General features: G+C 51.2%; 15 protein-coding genes and 1 tRNA gene. 5 read left to right on the forward strand and 11 right to left on the reverse strand.

What is annotated here, in order from left to right; genetic code table 11:
* Nucleotides 1-262 precede the first annotated feature (262 nt).
* The 3 genes from mdtH (at nt 263) to O1Q74_RS11225 (ending at nt 3,065) form a co-directional block, all read left to right on the forward strand.
* Entirely contained in the window at nt 263-1,468 is a 1,206-nt protein-coding gene (mdtH, locus tag O1Q74_RS11215) for a multidrug efflux MFS transporter MdtH (protein ID WP_271873109.1), read from the forward strand.
* 181 nt (nt 1,469-1,649) lie between these two features.
* Nucleotides 1,650-2,297: a glutaredoxin 2 gene (gene grxB, locus O1Q74_RS11220; protein WP_271873111.1), complete on the forward strand. Its 648-nt coding sequence runs from the start codon at nt 1,650-1,652 to the stop codon at nt 2,295-2,297.
* 201 nt (nt 2,298-2,498) lie between these two features.
* Nucleotides 2,499-3,065 carry a lipoprotein gene (locus O1Q74_RS11225; RefSeq protein ID WP_271873114.1) on the forward strand — a complete coding sequence of 189 codons (567 nt, stop codon included), beginning with the start codon at nt 2,499-2,501 and terminating at the stop codon, nt 3,063-3,065.
* 64 nt (nt 3,066-3,129) lie between these two features.
* Here O1Q74_RS11225 and O1Q74_RS11230 read toward each other — a convergent pair whose 3' ends face one another.
* Both O1Q74_RS11230 and O1Q74_RS11235 read right to left on the reverse strand, forming a co-directional pair.
* On the reverse strand, nt 3,130-3,705 hold the full coding sequence (locus tag O1Q74_RS11230) for a TorD/DmsD family molecular chaperone (protein WP_271873117.1): 576 nt from the start codon (nt 3,703-3,705) through the stop codon (nt 3,130-3,132).
* Nucleotides 3,706-3,784: 79 nt separating this feature from the next.
* Nucleotides 3,785-4,522 (reverse strand): phosphatase, encoded by a 738-nt coding sequence (locus O1Q74_RS11235; protein WP_271873120.1) that lies wholly within the window; start codon nt 4,520-4,522, stop codon nt 3,785-3,787.
* 278 nt (nt 4,523-4,800) lie between these two features.
* Here O1Q74_RS11235 and O1Q74_RS11240 point away from each other — a divergent pair.
* Nucleotides 4,801-4,890, forward strand: a tRNA-Ser gene (locus O1Q74_RS11240).
* A gap of 116 nt (nt 4,891-5,006) precedes the next feature.
* Here the strand turns inward: O1Q74_RS11240 and O1Q74_RS11245 are convergent.
* The 7 genes from O1Q74_RS11245 to rlmKL form a co-directional block, all read right to left on the reverse strand.
* Nucleotides 5,007-6,566 (reverse strand): methyl-accepting chemotaxis protein, encoded by a 1,560-nt coding sequence (locus O1Q74_RS11245; RefSeq protein ID WP_271873123.1) that lies wholly within the window; start codon nt 6,564-6,566, stop codon nt 5,007-5,009.
* Nucleotides 6,567-6,992: 426 nt separating this feature from the next.
* Nucleotides 6,993-7,160, reverse strand: coding sequence for a ribosome modulation factor (gene rmf, locus O1Q74_RS11250; protein ID WP_010276992.1), 168 nt, complete (start codon nt 7,158-7,160; stop codon nt 6,993-6,995).
* A gap of 319 nt (nt 7,161-7,479) precedes the next feature.
* On the reverse strand, nt 7,480-8,052 hold the full coding sequence (gene pqiC / locus O1Q74_RS11255; RefSeq protein WP_271873135.1) for a membrane integrity-associated transporter subunit PqiC: 573 nt from the start codon (nt 8,050-8,052) through the stop codon (nt 7,480-7,482).
* Nucleotides 8,052-9,719, reverse strand: a complete 1,668-nt coding sequence (pqiB, locus tag O1Q74_RS11260; protein ID WP_442953080.1) for an intermembrane transport protein PqiB — start codon at nt 9,717-9,719, stop codon at nt 8,052-8,054. The genes pqiC and pqiB overlap by 1 nt, the downstream gene beginning before the upstream one ends.
* Complete coding sequence (pqiA, locus tag O1Q74_RS11265; protein ID WP_442953081.1) at nt 9,679-10,986, reverse strand: membrane integrity-associated transporter subunit PqiA; 1,308 nt, start codon at nt 10,984-10,986, stop codon at nt 9,679-9,681. Before pqiA ends, pqiB begins: the two co-directional genes overlap by 41 nt.
* 95 nt (nt 10,987-11,081) lie before the next feature.
* Nucleotides 11,082-13,010, reverse strand: a complete 1,929-nt coding sequence (locus O1Q74_RS11270; protein WP_271873140.1) for an ABC transporter ATP-binding protein — start codon at nt 13,008-13,010, stop codon at nt 11,082-11,084.
* Nucleotides 13,011-13,013: 3 nt separating this feature from the next.
* Nucleotides 13,014-15,131, reverse strand: a complete 2,118-nt coding sequence (rlmKL, locus tag O1Q74_RS11275; protein WP_271873143.1) for a bifunctional 23S rRNA (guanine(2069)-N(7))-methyltransferase RlmK/23S rRNA (guanine(2445)-N(2))-methyltransferase RlmL — start codon at nt 15,129-15,131, stop codon at nt 13,014-13,016.
* 243 nt (nt 15,132-15,374) lie between these two features.
* Here rlmKL and O1Q74_RS11280 point away from each other — a divergent pair, with 243 nt between their 5' ends.
* Entirely contained in the window at nt 15,375-16,478 is a 1,104-nt protein-coding gene (locus O1Q74_RS11280) for a YcbX family protein (protein ID WP_271873146.1), read from the forward strand.
* A gap of 180 nt (nt 16,479-16,658) precedes the next feature.
* Here O1Q74_RS11280 and O1Q74_RS11285 read toward each other — a convergent pair whose 3' ends face one another.
* Both O1Q74_RS11285 and pyrD read right to left on the reverse strand, forming a co-directional pair.
* A complete protein-coding gene (locus tag O1Q74_RS11285) occupies nt 16,659-17,246 on the reverse strand; it encodes a cell division protein ZapC (RefSeq protein WP_271873148.1) in 588 nt (195 codons plus the stop codon).
* Nucleotides 17,247-17,447: 201 nt separating this feature from the next.
* Nucleotides 17,448-18,458: a quinone-dependent dihydroorotate dehydrogenase gene (gene pyrD, locus O1Q74_RS11290; protein WP_271873151.1), complete on the reverse strand. Its 1,011-nt coding sequence runs from the start codon at nt 18,456-18,458 to the stop codon at nt 17,448-17,450.
* Nucleotides 18,459-18,555 lie beyond the last annotated feature (97 nt).

Here is an 18,555-nt window from a genome sequence, read left to right on the forward strand (position 1 = left end):
AAATAATTATTCCACATAAGCAGAAAATATCGGTATTCCTGATAATCCTTACTATAACCACATAAATTCATAGACGTAAAATCATCATCGCCGAGTTATTGCGCAATTGAATCAGGAAAGCTATTTTTTCTCGCCAAAATGCTACCCGCATAACGTCAAATCGATAAAAAAATATTATCCAACAATAGGCTATACCAATGTCGAATTAGAGTACAAAATAGTCATGTCTGTTATTTTCCTTCTTTTTTCGTTGTGGTGAAACATGCCTCTGATGTCGCAAGCTCGGAGCTTGGGTAAATATTTTTTATTATTAGATAATATGCTGGTGGTTTTAGGGTTCTTCGTTGTATTTCCCCTTATTTCCATTCGTTTTGTCGACGATCTCGGCTGGGCTGCATTATTAGTCGGTATCGCGTTGGGATTGCGCCAGTTTATTCAACAAGGGCTCGGTATTTTCGGTGGGGCTATTGCCGATCGTTTTGGTGCCAAACCGATGATTATTACCGGGATGCTGCTACGCGCCTCCGGTTTTGTGTTCATGGCGATTGCCGACGAGCCTTGGCTACTCTGGCTGTCTTGTGCACTATCCGGCCTCGGCGGCACGCTCTTCGATCCGCCGCGCACTGCACTGGTCATCAAACTGGTCCGTCCGCAGGAACGCGGCCGTTTCTACTCGCTGTTAATGATGCAGGACAGCGCGGGTGCCGTTATCGGCGCCCTCATCGGCAGTTGGCTGCTCCAGTACGATTTTGAGATCGTTTGCTGGGCGGGTGCGGTCATTTTCGTGCTCGCGGCTGCGCTTAATGCCTGGTTGCTGCCAGCCTATCGTATCTCGACGGTCAAAACGCCGATACTGGAAGGTCTGACCCGCGTTATTCGTGACCGCCGTTTCCTGATGTATGTGTTAACCCTAACGGGTTACTACATGCTGGCCGTGCAGGTGCTGTTAATGCTGCCTATTATGGTCAATGAAATCGCCGGAACGCCGTCTGCGGTGAAATGGATGTACGCCATTGAAGCAACGCTGTCGCTGACGCTGCTTTACCCTATCGCTCGCTGGAGCGAGAAGCGCTTCCGACTGGAACAACGCCTGATGGCAGGTCTTTTCATTATGTCCGTCAGTATGTTCCCCATTGGGATGACAACCGAGCTGCAAACCCTGCTGCTGCTGATCAGCCTGTTTTACATCGGCTCAATTATCGCCGAGCCTGCGCGTGAAACCTTGAGCGCATCGCTGGCAGACTCCAGAGCAAGAGGCAGTTATATGGGGTTCAGTCGGCTTGGGCTGGCGCTCGGCGGCGCAATTGGTTACAGCGGCGGCGGTTGGCTGTTCGATACCGGACATGCGTTGAACCAGCCGGAATTGCCGTGGTTCATGCTCGGCACTATCGGGTTCCTGACGTTAGCCGCACTGTATTGGCAGTTCAATCAACGCCGCATCGAGCCTGCGATGTTGGGCGGTCATTAGTCTGAATTTTACCGACGAGTTTGATCTCGTCGGTAAAGCCCTCCTATACTTTCCTAATACATTCAAACAATTGTTTCGTCGCGAGACTTCTCGCACGTTCGGTTTACCTTGTTTGATGATACGTTACACGCGTGGCCGCACAGCGGCCTTTGTCTAAAACCTGTGATTGAGGAGACAACGTATGAAACTCTACATTTACGATCACTGTCCCTACTGCGTTAAAGCACGCATGATCTTCGGCCTGAAGAATCTCCCTGTCGAACTGCAAATACTGGCAAATGACGATGTCGCAACGCCAGAGCGGCTGATCGGTCAAAAAATGGTGCCCATTCTGCAAAAAGACGATGGCAGCCACATGCCTGAAAGCATGGATATTGTTCATTTCATTGATCATTACGACCGCAAACCGCTGCTGACCGGTTCCACCAATCCCGCCATCGCCGCCTGGCTGCGTAAAGTTACCGAATATACGCCTCGCCTGATTATCCCCCGCTTTGCTCAGGCAGCCTTTGAAGAATTTGCCTCCGCTTCCGCCCGGCAATACTTTATTAATAAGAAGGAAGCCCAGCTAGGCAGTTTTGCTGAACACCTGAGCCATTCGCAGGGACTAATTAAGAAATTGAACAATGATTTACAGGATCTGGATCCGTTGATTGTCCAACCAAACGCCTGTAACGGCGTACTATCAACGGACGATATCGACCTCTTCCCACTGCTCCGCTCGCTGTCTATCGTGGCGGGTGTCACGCCGCCTTCACGCGTTGCAGACTATCGGGATAACATGGCGAAACAAACTCAGGTAACGCTGCTCAGCAGCCTGGCAATCTAACCCTTCGATTTTACTCCGCCGCTTCGTCCTGAAGCGGCCTTTTTCTGCTGTTTCAGTGCTATCCTATTGTTTACCCTGTGCATCAGGTGCACCCTGCCAATGCGTAATCGTGTTGATTGTTAACACCAATAGATTGCCCGTATGAACACACGCCACCGATGAGTAGATTGTGCGCGTCAATAGCATTAAGAGGTCAGAATAATGAAAAAATCAGGATGGATGGCAGCGGCCGCAGTGCTGCTGGCTTTTACACTCAGCGGCTGTAATAAACTCACGCAATACACGCTCAGTGAACAGGAAGTGAATGAGTATCTGCAAAAACACAATGATTACCAGAAACAGCTTGGCGTACCTGGCGTGGTGGATGCGCATATCGTTTTAACCGAGCTATCCAGCCAGATTGGTCGGGCCGAACCGGGGAAAGTCACGTTAGCGGGCAATGCGAAGGTCGATATTTCCTCCCTGTTGGGCAATCAGGCTGCCGATATGAAGCTGACGCTAAAAGCACAGCCGGTATTTGATAAAGCGCAGGGCGCGATTTACCTGAAAGACATGGAATTGGTTGATTACACGGTACAGCCTGAAAAAATGCAGACGATAATGAAAACGCTAAGCCCTTACCTCAATCAATCGCTGAAAAGCTATTTTGACCAAAAACCGGCTTACGTGTTGAATGCGGATAAGAGCACGACGGAATCGCTGGCGAAGAAGATGGCGAAAGGCATCGAAATCAAACCTGGCCAGATCGTTATCCTGTTTACTGACTAATACCTACTCGCCGATAGCACACATCGTGTCTGCTATCGGCGTCATACGATTTCATAGCAGCGTATTATTCTTCTGCTTCCGACTCGTCTTCTTCATCGCTTTCACCCAGTTCATCTCGCATGGCTTCCAGCGCTTCACGGCACACTATTGCCAGCGTACGATAAAATGCGGTGGTGGCGTGGCTTTCCACTTTCCCGAGAAAACGATCGCTCCACGGCAAGAGATATTCATCAAACAGGGTAATCTGCGCTGCCGTCTCGTCTTCTTGTGCCTGATCTTCCAGCCAGGATGCCGCAAGCAGCAAGCTACCGAAATGACCAACCGCCCCGTCATTTAACGGCATGCCGCGCTGTTGTAGAAAAGTACGAATTTCCGCATCATCCGCATCGCTTTCATAGGATGAGCGCAGCGGCGATACCGAGCCGTTTTCACTATCAAACAGCGCCTGATAATCCGCCGCCATCGCGGGTAAATCCAATCCCTTTTGCAAACGAGCCAACAGGGCATCCTGCTCCAGCGGCCAATGCTGCGCCAATTTCCCCTCTTTAATTAGCGTGAACAGCGGCGTCAGCAAAGGATCCTGCGGCTGGCGATAAAACAGCGTGCCCAATAGGCGGCACACAATAGAAAACTCGTTCATTGATAACCCTATTTATTTTTAAGTGATGACGCCTTTAAGTGACATAGCTTTTAAGTGACATAGTTTTTAAGTGACAATGTCACAAATCAGCAAGCTCAGCGATAACAGGCATTCCCCGCTGTTCGAGGAAATCCAACACGCGCCGAGGGCTTACATTCAATATCCGATCCTGCGGGAAATTCACGTCCTGCAAAATACGTTCGCAGTGGGTAAAGTCTCCCAGAGAAAACGCAATATGGGAATCAGAACCTAAAGAAAGTAACCCACCTGCATCACGAACGGCTTCCGCGATCGCCCGACAGTTTGGTTCACTGCCTTTGCGCGAATGCATGAAAGAGGAGTTATTCAGCTCCAGCGCCACATTGTATTTCGCCGCGGCTTCCGCAATTGCGCGGATATCGACAGGAAATTTTGGGTTACCGGGGTGGCTAATGATATGGGCGTCGCCGCGTGCCATAGTCGCGATCATCGCCGTAGTGTGCGTATCTTTATCCTGTGGTGGAAAAACCGGCTCATGAAAGCCCGCGATAATCACATCCACCTGATCCAACATGGGCCCGGTGCAGTCGATATCGCCTTCAATGTTTTTAATATTCGCTTCGATACCGCGCAGGATACCCACGCCATCAACCAGACGCGGCCAAACGCGCATATTCATGAAGTGCCAGTAATGCGGCGCATCCGCCATATCCGGGCCATGATCGGTAATGGCGAACAGGCGGATATTCTTCTGCTGTGCTTCAGCAATGTAATCATGCAGGGTACTGTAAGCGTGCGTACTGGCAACGGTGTGCATATGTAAATCGACGGGATACATAGGTTCTCCTGGGTCAATGTTTGCAAGGCAGCATACCATTTTCAGGGGTATTCCGCAGCCAGCGAGCGAAATTACAACGCATGATTAACACAAATGAAACATCAGCGTTTTGCGTCACGACGGGAAATGGATGAAGGTGAGCGCAAAAACGGTGAGCAAAGCAACAAATTGCGTTAACTTTAGCTAATTGCGCGCATTGAATGCAGAAGTTTGTTGACGCTGTTCGGCAATTTACCTACATTAGCGCCGTCCGCTGAGATGCAAGACGGCGAGACCACGGTGAGGTGTCCGAGAGGCTGAAGGAGCACGCCTGGAAAGTGTGTATACGTGAAAACGTATCAAGGGTTCGAATCCCTTCCTCACCGCCATATAAAAGAAAACGCCCTTGACGCAAGTCAGGGGCGTTTTCTTTTATGGTGCTGGAACGGATGAGAAACCTTGACAGGGTTCAGCCGGATACCTGAACCCCGCCAGTTTATGGCAACTATCTTGCCCCCAACGCCAGATAGCGGCCTGCGGATTCATCAACGCGGAACTGTTCAACGGTGCGTGATAGCTCCTGTGCCTGCTCGCTCAGCGAGTGTGCCGCCGCCAGCGCTTCTTCAACCAGCGCAGCGTTCTGCTCAGTGCTCTGATCCATCTGCGATATCGCGAGATTGACCTGTTCAATCCCGGAGCGCTGCTCTGCGCTCGCCACACTGATTTCACCCATCATGGACGTGACGCGATGCACGCTTTCAACAACCTCACTCATCGTATCGCCAGCCTGCTTCACGAAATCCGTGCCCTCACCCACCTTGGCCACAGAGTCATCAATCAGGCCTTTAATTTCCCGGGCGGCGGACGCTGAACGCTGTGCCAACGTACGGACTTCACTCGCGACCACGGCGAAGCCTCGACCTTGTTCACCGGCGCGTGCCGCTTCTACCGCCGCATTCAACGCCAGAATATTGGTCTGGAAAGCGATGCTGTCGATAACACCGATGATATCCACAATTTTGCGTGATGATAGACTGATGGAATCCATCGTCACGACAACCCGGCTGACAACGTCACCACCGCGCACTGCGACATCCGATGCCGATACCGCGAGTTCATTCGCATAACGTGCATTGTCCGCATTCTGTTTCACTGTCGCGGTCAGTTGTTCCATTGCCGCCGCCGTCTGTTCTAATGCACTGGCCTGCGATTCGGTACGCGCAGACAAATCGCCGTTACCTGACGCGATCTGCGTTGAAGCGGTAGCAATGGAGTTGGTACTGCTGCGTACCTGATTAACCAAATGAGACAGGTTGTCGCGCATCGCGCGGATAGCGTAAAGAATACTGGTTTGATCGCCCTGCTTTGTTTCAACATCGACGCGTAAATTACCTTCCGCAATTTCGCGTACGACATCCACGGCATACTGCGGCTCACCACCGAGCTGGCGCATCAGCGTACGCAACATATTCCACGCAAACGCGGAAATGATTAACAGCAGAACCAACCCTAAGGACAACAGGATCAGCGCATTACGCCAGAATGTTTGCTGGATATCGTCAATATAATCACCGTAACCAATCGTCCAATCCCAAGGCTCGAATTTCATGACGGCATACAGTTTCTCAACCTTATTCTGCTGCCCCGGACGCGTCCCTTCTGCAATCACGGTGCCGATCGTATTGCCCTGGAGCGAAGCGCGATAGCGTTCCCCTGCTTCTTTGCCGCCATTGGCGTCGATGATGCCGATACGTTTAGGATTAGGATGAACGTAGTTCACATCATTCGTATAACCGCGCACAAAGAAATAGCGATCGCCCTGATGGAAACTGCCGATCGTGCGTTTAGCCTCTTTTTCTGCGTCCTCGTGCGACAGCTGACCGCTTTTTTCAAGGTCATATGCCTTTTGTGCCGCCGAGTGAGCCAGTTGCACCAGCGTAGAAAGCTGACCGACACGTTCGCTCATCATCGTGTTATAGAGCGTATTCAGCGCCACCGCAGATAAAATTAACATCCCTAATAAGGTCGTACCACATAGCAGTGCAATTCTGGTTCGTAATTTCACGATATTTTTCCCTCTAATCACTTTCAGAAAATTCCGAACAAAAAATTACACTACATTCCCGTTCTGAACCATACCATCCAGGGAGTAATGATAGATTTTTTAACAAAAAATAATGAAAAATCACCTTATTCGCTCAACATAAAGACGATATCGAACAATAAAGACTAAAAATCATAATAAAAATGATCGAAATCGAAATTAATAGGTAAATGACGTTACAGAAATGACAACGCCCCGGATCGTTATCTGAAACCTGATAGGTTTGTCGATCGTGTATGTCTATGACGTGCGTTGATGACGTTCGTGGGTCGTGTCTGTCGATGGCTTTACATCGATGAACAGAGAGAAGAAGAATCAGGATATATGGCCGCTAAAAAACAAAAGCCTCCGCAAAAGCGGAGGCGTTCCCTCTAATGACAAGGCGCGCTAAGCGGTAACAGCCCTGTCTTCCATGGCTTTTCGCCAGCCTCCCAACCAGTAGGATCGGGCATTAATGGATTGATAAGGACAAAATTCCTTTGGTCTACCGACAATACCTGCTTGATAACCACGTGAATGAGCCCGTTCCAGGCGATCGCGTTTCTGTCTCTTCATGCCTTATTTCCCTCATTATTTATCTGGTGGAAAGAAAACAATGATTACTTTATAAGCAACCACAGACTATCAATACCTATTCTGTTGCCAAAGGTCAAGGCGCAAAATTCACGCCAGTGTCATATTTGTGATCCAAAATAGGAATTTCCCCCACTCAATAACGGAAAATCGTAACTAATTAAAAATAATAAAAAACCTCTAAAAACGTAATGCAATCACGGCATTACATCTTTAGAGGCCTGATTTTTTAGAAACGTCGTTGTTTCAAATTATGATCGGACGATACCGAGCATCTGTAACGATGATTACCAAGTAACAGCTAGTTCAGCGCCGCTGCCTGCTGGGCAACCGACTGAGAAACCTGCTGCCAGCCTTGCGCCAGCGTTCTCACCAGCGCGTCATAGCCGTCTTCCGTTTGTGGCAGCACGACGCTAAAGGGGCGCTTAACCACTTTTCCCTGATAGGTCAGCATCCACTCTCCACGTACGATAACGTTGCCATCATAGCGGCCATGAAATCCCGTAACAGCGACGTTCAACACCGCCTGATCGCTTCCCTGCGGCTGTGTGGTCACGACCCAACCGGGCAGTTTATGCCCCAGGTTCGTCACCAACGCCTGCTGCAATTGCTGATCCAGTGGACTGGCCCACAGGTTGTTGCTGGCAATGACATACTGCACATCGTTAGTCTGGTAGACCAAGCCTGCATTGGCGAGGTAGTCCGCCACGCTAACATGTTCAACCCAAAGCGGGTGACCCTGAGTCACCGCCCCCTGCGTCGTAGTGGTATCTGCTATTGTTGGCAGTTGATAATAGGTTTTCTGCGAATTGCTACTGCTGCACGCACTCAATACCAGTACCAGTACCAGAGCTAGTGTCCATGCTTTCATCATTATCTTGCCCTCTTAGGCTGAGGATCCTGACTCCCCGAAGCCTCAAACACCAACGCATTACTTTTCTCGTTCAGGGTACGCAGCACAGGCTGTAGCTCCCGCAATACCTGATCCAACCGCTGCATATCCGCCACCATCTTGTTATACGCCGGCGAGCCGGGCTGAAAACCTTTCATACTGCGGTTCAGTTCGAGCAGCGTTTTTTGCATATCTTCCGGCAAGTCCTGCATCGCTTTGCTGGACGTCAGCTTGTTCAACGTCGCCAGTGTTTTTTGCATTTCACGCAGCGTTGCCTGACTTTCCGCCAGCGTCTTCGTCGCTTCATTGACCATCGGATTCAGCGGCAGGTTATTCACCTTATCTAACACTGTCATCAGCTTCTGCTGAATCTGTGACAGGCCGCCGTCAATGGTAGGCAGGACCGGGTAGCCATCCAGAACGAACTGTTGTTTATCCGCTTTCTCTTTTGGATAAAAATCGAGATCGATATAGAGCGCCCCCGTCAGGAGGTTAGCCGATTTCATCGAAGCACGCAGCCCAAGCGATTGTGCCTGCTTCAGATGCTGTTCAAAGTCGAACGAATCGCCAATCGTCTTTTGGAATCGATCGGGTTCAATACGAACCAATACTGGAATACGATAATCATCATCCAGCTCCTGCGTCATATTACGCGGGAAAAACGGCGCTTCAGCAACCGTGCCCAGACGAATACCACGGAACTCAACCGGGGCCCCGGCCTGTAAGCCACGGATCGATTCACTGAAGAACAGCAGATACTCTTTATACTCGGTGTATAGCGAATCCTGAATGCTGCGCTGGCTATCAAAGAGTCGATACTGCGCCATGGTTTGGGCCGCATCCCCCAGCTCCCACCCCGAAGGTACATCAAAGCTGACGCCCCCGCTGAACAGCGTGGTCAGAGAGCCCATTTCGACACGCATTCCCTGTGCTGACATATCAAACGCAACGCCACTATCTTTCCAGAAACGGACATTGGTCGTGACCAGACCGTCATACGGCGCAGAAATAAATAGCTGATAGCGCATCTTACGCGCTTTCGGATCGAACTCGCTGGTTTCCACCGATCCCACCCGATAGCCGCGGAACAGAACCGGATCGCCCGCATTCAATTGCCCGGACTGTTCACTGTCCAGTATCACCCTGATGCCTTTCGCATCCGGTGACGCCAGCGGCGGCGCATCCAGCAGGGTAAACTCGCGTTTATCCTCCTTATTAGCACCGGGCTGTAGCTCGATATAAGCACCGGATAACAACGTCCCCAAACCGGAAACCCCTTCCCGACCAATTTGCGGCTTCACCACCCAGAACGCAGAGTCCTGCTTGAGCAGTTTCTCCATACCGTCATGCAGACGCGCTTTGATCTCCACCCGATGGAGATCGTCGCTCAGCACCACGCTTTCTACCACCCCAACGTCTACGCTACGGCTCTTGATGGCGGTTTTGCCCGCTTCAATGCCTTCGGCGTTGCTGGTAACCAACGTAATTTGCGGCCCTTGATGGCTAAAATGGTAAAACAATATCCAGGCACCGATCAGCACCGTGACAATCGGCACAATCCAGACCGGCGACCAGCGTTTAATCGTTTCTACATCCGCAACGGCATGATTATCTTTCGCCAACGGCAGGCTCCTTATGAAGAATATCATTGCGACGATCCCACAACAGACGGGGATCAAACATCATCGCGGCAAACATGGTCAAAATGACCACGGCCGCAAACAGCACCGCCCCAACGGCGGGATAAATACTCATCAGTCGACCAATCCGCACCATCGCAGACAGGACGGCAATCACGAACACATCAATCATCGACCAGCGTCCGACAAACTCAACCATCTCATAGATGACATGCATCCGCTCGCTGTCCTCCGTGCTTTTGGTTTTGCCGTTGGCCTGCCAGCAAAGCCAGCCTAGCGCCAGCATTTTTAGCGATGGCACCATGACGCTGGCGACAAAAATCACCATTGCAACGGGGTAAGACCCCATCCCCCACAACAGGATGACGCCCGACATGATCGTCGATCCCATGCGATCGCCGAAGGCTTCGGTCACCATGATCGGCATCAGATTCGAGGGGATATACAACATCACAGAAGTGATCAGCAGGGCCAGTGTCCATTGTAGGCTATGCTTCTTACGAGCATGTCCACGTGAGTGGCAGCGCGAGCAGACTAACTGGTTGGCTGGCAGGATAGCGGTGCAGCATGAACACGAACGCAGCCCTTGTGATAGCCCACTTTCCCCCAAGACCGGGGGCGCAGGCAAGGCTGGGGGCGGCACGATGTCATTCCATAGCCAGCGGCGATCGAGGCTTTGGAAAGCCAGCAGTTGCAATACACAGAACAGGACAAAAGGCATAAAACTGGTGCCGATACCGATATCGCCATAGGCCATCAGTTTGACAAAGCTAACCAGCACACCAGCCAGAAAAATCTCCGCCATTCCCCAGCTTTTCAGATGGAATAGCATCTTGCCCATACTTTTTTTCAACGCCATCGGCAGCGAGGCGTGCAGGCAAAGCAGAATAAGGGTCGCCATACTTAGGGCTGGAACCAGTTGCACAAAAAGCATAAACAGCGTCGCGACGCTGGCATAATTTTCCGCCACCATCACTTTAGGAATCTGTATCAGGGTAATTTCGCTGGTGATGCCTGCCACGCGCATAGAAACGAAGGGAAAGAGGTTTGCCAGCAATAGCATGAATAGCGCGCTCAGCGCGTAGCCAACCGGCCGTTTGCGCGGTTCCGTCTGTCTGCTGGTTAGTGCCGTTTTACAACGCGGACAGGTCGCCTTCTGACCGTGCAAAAGTTCAGGTAGCTCCACCAGCAGGTCACACTGCGGGCAAAGCATATAGTCATCATGGTGATGATCGTGTTGAAGATTACAGTCATGCCGCTCATGATGGGAACACACTCGTCCTCTCCTTCAAAACTCGTCAGCTTCTGACTGAAAACCCCATCAATGCGGCACATTACGCCCGTCTTGATGGGGTCATACAATCACGTGAATTAGCCGTTTTTCTGTGCTTCCAGCTCTTCCCAACGTTCGAAACAGGCCTCCAGCGCGCTTTCCGCTTCCGCCAGCGCGTTTAAGACCTGCTGCGTCTCTTCACGTGGACGGCTAAAGAAACCCGCATCATTCATCTGCGCCTGTAGCGACGCAATGTCCTGCTCCAGTTGCTCAAGACGTTGCGGCAACTGCTCTAATTCGCGCTGCTGGTTATAACTTAATTTTCCCGCGCTTCGTTTAGCGGACGGTGCGGTGCTCGCTGCCGTCGTGGTTGTCGCTACCGCTGGCGCTGTCGTTGTTCGCAGTGGCGTTGCCGTGGCGCGCTGCTGCTGTGCATCGTAATACCCACCAACGAAGCGAGAAATCTTGCCTTCACCTTCAAAGATCCAGCATTCGGTCACCGAGTTATCGACAAACTGACGATCGTGGCTAACCAGCAAAACGGTTCCCTGATAACTTTCGATCAGCTCTTCCAACAGTTCCAGTGTTTCCACATCCAGATCGTTGGTTGGTTCATCAAGAATCAACAGGTTGCTGGGCTTGAGGAACAAACGCGCCAGCAGCAGGCGGTTACGTTCCCCACCCGACAACGCTTTTACCGGCGTCATCGCGCGTTTCGGATGGAACAGGAAATCCTGCAAATAGCCCAATACATGACGTGAGCGGCCGTTGACCATCACTTCTTGTTTGCCTTCCGCCAGGTTGTCCATCACTGTACGTTCTGGATCGAGTTCAGCGCGGTGCTGATCGAAATAGGCCACTTCCAGCTTCGTTCCACAGTGCACGCGTCCACTGACCGGTTCCAGGTCACCCAACATCAATTTTAGCAGCGTGGTTTTACCGCAGCCATTCGGCCCCACCAGCGCAATCTTGTCGCCGCGCTGTACCTGAGCGGAGAAATTGCGCGTCAGGACTTTCTTATTCCCCTGCGCGCCTTGATCGACATGATAGTTCACGTCTTCCAGTTCAAACACAATCTTGCCGGATCGGGCGGCCTCTTCAACCTGCATTTTCGCCGAGCCCATCACTTCGCGGCGCTGTGCGCGTTCCTGACGCATGGCCTTCAACGCACGCACACGGCCTTCGTTACGGGTACGACGGGCTTTGATGCCCTGACGGATCCACACTTCTTCCTGCGCCAGCTTGCGATCGAATTCCGCATTTTGCAGATCCTCCACCCGAAGCGCTTCTTCTTTTCCTTCCAGATACTTATCGTAGTTACCCGGCCAGGAAACCAATTTGCCGCGATCGAGATCGACAATACGAGTCGCCATATTGCGAATAAACGAGCGGTCATGGGAGATGAAGATAATGCTGCCCTGGAACGTTTTCAGGAAAGTTTCCAGCCAGTCAATCGTCTCAATATCCAGATGGTTAGTCGGTTCATCCAGCAGCAGCACACGCGGCGAACTCACCAGCGCTCTGCCGAGTGCCGCTTTACGCAGCCAGCCGCCGGAAAGTGACGCCAGCGGCGCATCAGCGGACAGACCAAGCTGTTCCAACACTTCGTGAATACGGCTTTCCAGTTGCCAAAGGCCCTGATGCTCCAGAACGTCCTGCAACTTAGCCAGCTGATTCAGGTTCTTTTCGCTCGGATCGCTTTCTACCAAACGCAGCATGGCGTGATAATTTTTCAGGTAATCCGCCTGTGCAGCGACCCCTTCGGCGACAAAATCAAAGACGCTGCCCACCACATCACGGGGAGGATCCTGTTGTAAACGTGCAACAATCAGATCCTGTTCATAGATAATGCGGCCATCATCCAGCGGAATCTCTTTGGCCAGAATTTTCAGCAGGGTCGATTTGCCCGCGCCGTTGCGCCCAACCAGACAAACGCGCTCATTCTCTTCGATATGGAGTTCGGTGTTATCCAACAGCGGCGCATCGCTGAACGACAGCCATGCACCTGAAACACTGATTAAAGACATCGATTACTTTTCCTCACCGGCATGCGTCAGCAGCCAGCAGTTATGAATCTGACGATTACGGGCAAAATCCTGCGATTGGGTCTGCGCGGTAATTTCTTTGGCATTCAGCCCCAGCGCGGCTAAACCAGCGCTATCCATCTGGAAGCCGCGTTTATTGTTCGAGAACATGATGGTACCGCCACGACGCAGCAGACGTTTGAGATCCTTCATCAGCGCCAGATGATCGCGCTGGACATCAAACGATTCTTCCATCCGTTTTGAGTTAGAAAAGGTCGGCGGGTCGATGAAGATCACATCGAACTGTTCATTCGCATTATGCAACCATGTCAGGCAATCAGCCTGAATCAGGCGATGCTGACGTCCGGTCAGGCCATTCACCCGCAGGTTTTTCTCCGCCCATTCCAGATAGGTGCGTGACATATCGACAGTGGTCGTTGAACGTGCGCCGCCCAATCCGGCGTGTACGCTCGCCGTGCCGGTGTAGGCAAACAGATTGAGAAAATCTCTGCCACGGCTCATCTCACCCAGCATTTTGCGGGCGATACGGTGATCGAGGAACAAACCGGTATCGAGGTAATCGGTCAGGTTGACCCACAGCTTGGCGCCAAACTCTTCCATCAGCAGGAAGTCGCCTTTCTGCGCCAGCTTCTCATACTGGTTTTTGCCTTTCTGACGTTCACGCGTTTTCAGCACCAATCGGTTTGACGGCAATTCCAGCACGCTCAGCGTCGCATTAATAACATCAAACAGGCGCTGACGGGCTTTTTGCGCATCAACGGTTTTCGGTGGCGCATATTCCTGTACAACCACCCAACTGCCGTAGCGGTCGACCGCCACATTATATTCAGGCAGATCGGCATCATAGATGCGATAGCATTCAATCCCCTGCTGACCCGCCCATTTCTCCAGCTTGCGCAGGTTCTTACGCAGGCGGTTGGCAAAATCTTCCGCGATTTGCCCTGAGGATGCACTTTGCGTTTCTGCCAGTTGATAATTTTTCTGTACGCAGTCTAACGGGCCGTTTTTCGCCTTGAATTGGCGCTCGGCACGCAGTTGCAGACAGCTCAGCAGCTCCGGCGACGCACTGAACAGCGAGAGCTGCCAGCCGCCAAAATCACTTTTCATCTTACGGCCCAGCATATTATGCAGGGCAATCAGCGCAGGTTCACTTTCCAGACGCTCACCGTAAGGCGGGTTACTGATGACCGTACCTTTAGAGCCTTCCGGCAACGGATTCTGGAGCTGTGCTGCATCTTTTACACCGAAATAAATCAGTTCAGCCACGCCTGCACGACGTGCATTGGCTTTAGCGATATCAATCACCCGGCGGTCATTATCCGATCCGAAGAAACGTGAGGTCGTTGCCTGCAAGCCTTGACGGGCGCGCACTTGTGCTTCCGCCGTCACCTCGCGCCAGAGTTCGGCGTCGTGTTTTAACCAGGCATTAAATCCCCAGTGCGTACGGTGTAAACCGGGTGCGCGATCGGCGGCCATCATCGCCGCTTCGATCAGCAACGTCCCGGAACCACACATCGGGTCGACCAGCGGCGTGCCATTTTGCCAGCCGGAACGTAACACAATTGCCGCCGCCAGATTTTCTTTCAGCGGTGCCAGTCCCGCCAGATCGCGGTAGCCACGTTGATGTAACCCTTCGCCGCTTAAATCCAGCGAGACACTCGCTGTATCACGCTGTAAAAAAACGTTAATACGAATATCCGGTTGCTGCTTTGCCACATCGGGCCGCTGTCCGGTTTTGCGCGTAAAGCTATCCACAATCGCATCTTTGACTTTTAACGCGCCGTACTGGCTGTTGCGGATATCTTCATTGGTGCCGGTAAAATGGACGGCAAAGGTTTTATCGATGCTGAAAACCGTTGACCAGTCAATCGCCTGCACGCCCAGATACAAATCCAGGTCGCTGTGTACCTTGAATTCATTCAACGGTAGCAGAATGCGCGACGCCAGACGGCTCCACAGCAGGCTCTGGTACATCAGGCGGTTATCACCCTCAAAATGGACACCACCCTGCACCACTGTACAGGACTGCGCACCCAATGATTCGAGTTCGCTTTTTAATAACTCTTCCAGTCCCCGCGCCGTGCTGGCAAACAAAGCATTCATGTCGTCACTATCACCAAAATATGTAAAAACGAACTATACCCTAAATAATTCACGTTGCGTGAAGGCGACAACCGCATGAATCCCCAGGAGCTTACATAAGTAAGTGACTGGGGTGAGTAAGGGCGGTCAACGCACAAGCAGCTTGAAGTATGACGGGTATAGAAAAAGAAATTGAGGCGCATTATAGCTAATCCGAGACGCTTGTCATAAAGTTGCCGTTTTACTTTGGCGAGGAACAGGTCAGTGATTGGCGTAACGCGGCTTTATATTCATCCGGTAAAATCAATGCGAGGGCTACAACTGTCCCACGCGATGGCGTCTGTCAGCGGGTTGGCGAACGATCGTGCCTTCATGATTACCGAACTTGATGGAACCTTTATTACCGCTCGCCAGTATCCACAAATGGTGTTGTTTACACCGGCGCTGCTGCCGGACGGGCTGTTTATTGCCGCGCCGGATGGCCAAACCGCCACCATACGTTTTGCCGACTTCACCGCAGCACCGCAGCCGACAGAGGTGTGGGGAACGCACTTTACGGCACTCGTCGCTCCTGATTCCATCAATGTCTGGTTAAGCCACTATTTTCAGCGCGCCGTCCAGCTGCGCTGGGTGGGCAATGAACCGTCGCGACGGGTTAAGCATTATCCAGAAGTGCCTTTGGCATTTGCTGACGGCTATCCGTTTCTGTTAATCAATGACGCCTCATTTCAGGCGTTACGCCAGCGTTGCCCCGCCGGCATTAAAATCGAGCAATTTCGCCCCAATCTGGTGGTGACAGGCGCAGACGTCTTTGCCGAAGATAGCTGGAAGACCATTCGTATTGGCGAGGTTATTTTTGACGTCGTCAAACCCTGTAGCCGCTGTATTTTCACCACCGTCAGCATCGAACGTGGCCGTAAGCACCCTTCAGGAGAACCGCTGGCAACACTGCAATCGTTTCGTACTGCCGAGAACGGCGACGTTGATTTTGGGCAAAATCTGGTCGCCAGAAATACGGGCATCATTCGTGTGGGCGACACATTGGAAGTCTTAGCGACCAAACCCCCGCGTCCTTATGGCTCCGGCCAGGTAGTCGAAAGCCTTGTCGTTCCCGAAAAAAGCGAACAGGCCGTCACCATCCACTATCAGGGAAAATCGTTACAAGGGAACAATCAGCAGATTTTACTGGAACAGTTGGAACAACAGGGTATTCGAATCCCCTATTCTTGTCGGGCAGGACTATGCGGTTGCTGTAAATTGACGCTGGTCAGCGGAGAAGTTTCCGCACTGAAGCAAAGTGCCATCAGGGAAAACGGCGAGATTCTTAGCTGTAGCTGTATTCCTCAGAGTGACGTTCATTTGCAATAGCCAAAGAAAAAATAGCGTACATGCAGCTTGAAGTATGACAAACCTATACCCTAAATAATTCGAGTTGCAGGAAGGCGGCAAGGGAAGGAATCCCGATGAGCTTACTCAGGTAAGTGATTCGGGTGAGTGAGCGCAGCCAACGCACATGCAGCTTGAAGTATGACGGGGATATGACGGGGTTTAGACGACCTTGGCATACTCAAATGCCGACGTGCCTTCACCCAATGTGGTTTCCCACTCAGCGCTATTCTGCACAGCGGCAGGCATTAATCTGTCGTGCATGATTTTTATGGCATCACCCAACCCCATCGTCTTCCCATTTAATGACAACTGCTCTTGCGCCAGCAAACAGAGACAGGCTTTATCTCCTGCTTCCGCCACCAGGAAACAGGCCGTTTCATGGGTCTCAGTGAGCTGTACCTGCACAATATCCCCCGCCTGCGGCGAATGGGGCACAGCAGCCGGCTGTTGGATGAAATGCCAGCTTTTCGGCATTAACGGCTTGAGGAATCGGGTCGCCACCAGCGCGTTCAAAACTAATTCGCCTTGAAGGTCGCGGTGCAGCGCCGCTTTCTGACATTTGTCGTTATAGGTAAAAAATAACGCGGCGTCGTCAACGCAGAAGGCACATTCATTGAAAGCATCCGGCGTTAACATTTTAGAGGGAAAACGAGAACGGAATAACATGCCGTTAGCCAGATCCAACATCAGGCGATCGTGTTCGGTATCAAAATACCAGCGCCAGTTATCGTCAGGTTTTAACTTCATATTATTTACCCTTCGTCTTTACAGTAGAAATATCAGAAATGGCTGATTGTGTTTTCTTACACTTCATTAAGTGTTCATCGACATAAACGTCGCGGTAAGAAAATCAGACATCGGTTGATAGATTATTTACGCAAACGGATAAAATATAGACTAGCTGGGGGGATAAATAAACCCCCAGCTAAAAATGAAAGGAATTTCAGATTAAATATGTGTAACGATATCTTTAATCAGACGAGGGCCGTGGAAAATAAAGCCCGAATATATCTGCACCAGCGATGCGCCAGCCGCCATTTTTTCACGTGCGGCGACCAAAGAATCAATTCCGCCAACGCCAATAATCGGTAGACGTCCCGCTAATTCCTGTGACAAACGACGGATAATTTCCGTGCTGCTGGTCTGCAATGGACGTCCACTTAATCCGCCTGTCTGCCCGCAGTGGTTTAATCCCTGAATCAGTTTTCTATCGAGCGTGGTATTCGTGGCAATCACACCATCGATGTTATGACGAACCAGACTATCGGCAATTTGGATCAATTCTTCCTCAGAAAGATCCGGCGCGATCTTTACCGCTACAGGGACATACTTCTGATGTTTCTCTTTTAATTCTGCCTGCTTGTTCTTTATTGCCAGCAAAAGATCGTCCAGTGCTTCACCATATTGCAGGCTGCGTAACCCCGGCGTATTGGGTGACGAAATATTGATCGCGATATAGCCAGCGTGGGCATAAACCTTATCCATGCAGATCAAATAATCGTCTTTACCTTGCTCAACCGGCGTATCTTTATTCTTGCCAATGTTGATCCCTAATACACCGCCAAAGCGTGTTTGCTTTACATTCTCAACCAGATAATCTACGCCTTTATTATTGAAACCCATCCGGTTGATCAACCCTTCCGCTTCTACTACGCGGAATAATCTCGGTTTATCATTACCGGATTGTGGACGCGGCGTGACCGTCCCCACTTCAATAAAACCAAACCCCATTGCGCCTAATGCATCAATACATTCGCCGTCTTTATCTAATCCCGCCGCCAGACCGAGTGGGTTTTTAAAAGATAACCCCATGCAGGTAACTGGTTTAGTTGGAACAGATTGACGGACGAGAAATTCAAAAGGCGTGTTGGTAATACGACGTAATTGTTGGAAGGTCAGCTCATGCGCACGCTCTGGATCGAGCTGAAACAGGGCTTTTTTGATAACGGGATAGAACATATTGTCTCCTGAGATCCCTATCGCAAAGGTATCTTGCCTACGCTGAAAGTAAGCAATCGTGGATTAGCGCTTGATAATAACGTTACGTCACGCTGTG

Source organism: Pectobacterium sp. A5351, assembly GCF_028335745.1.
Lineage (GTDB): Bacteria > Pseudomonadota > Gammaproteobacteria > Enterobacterales > Enterobacteriaceae > Pectobacterium.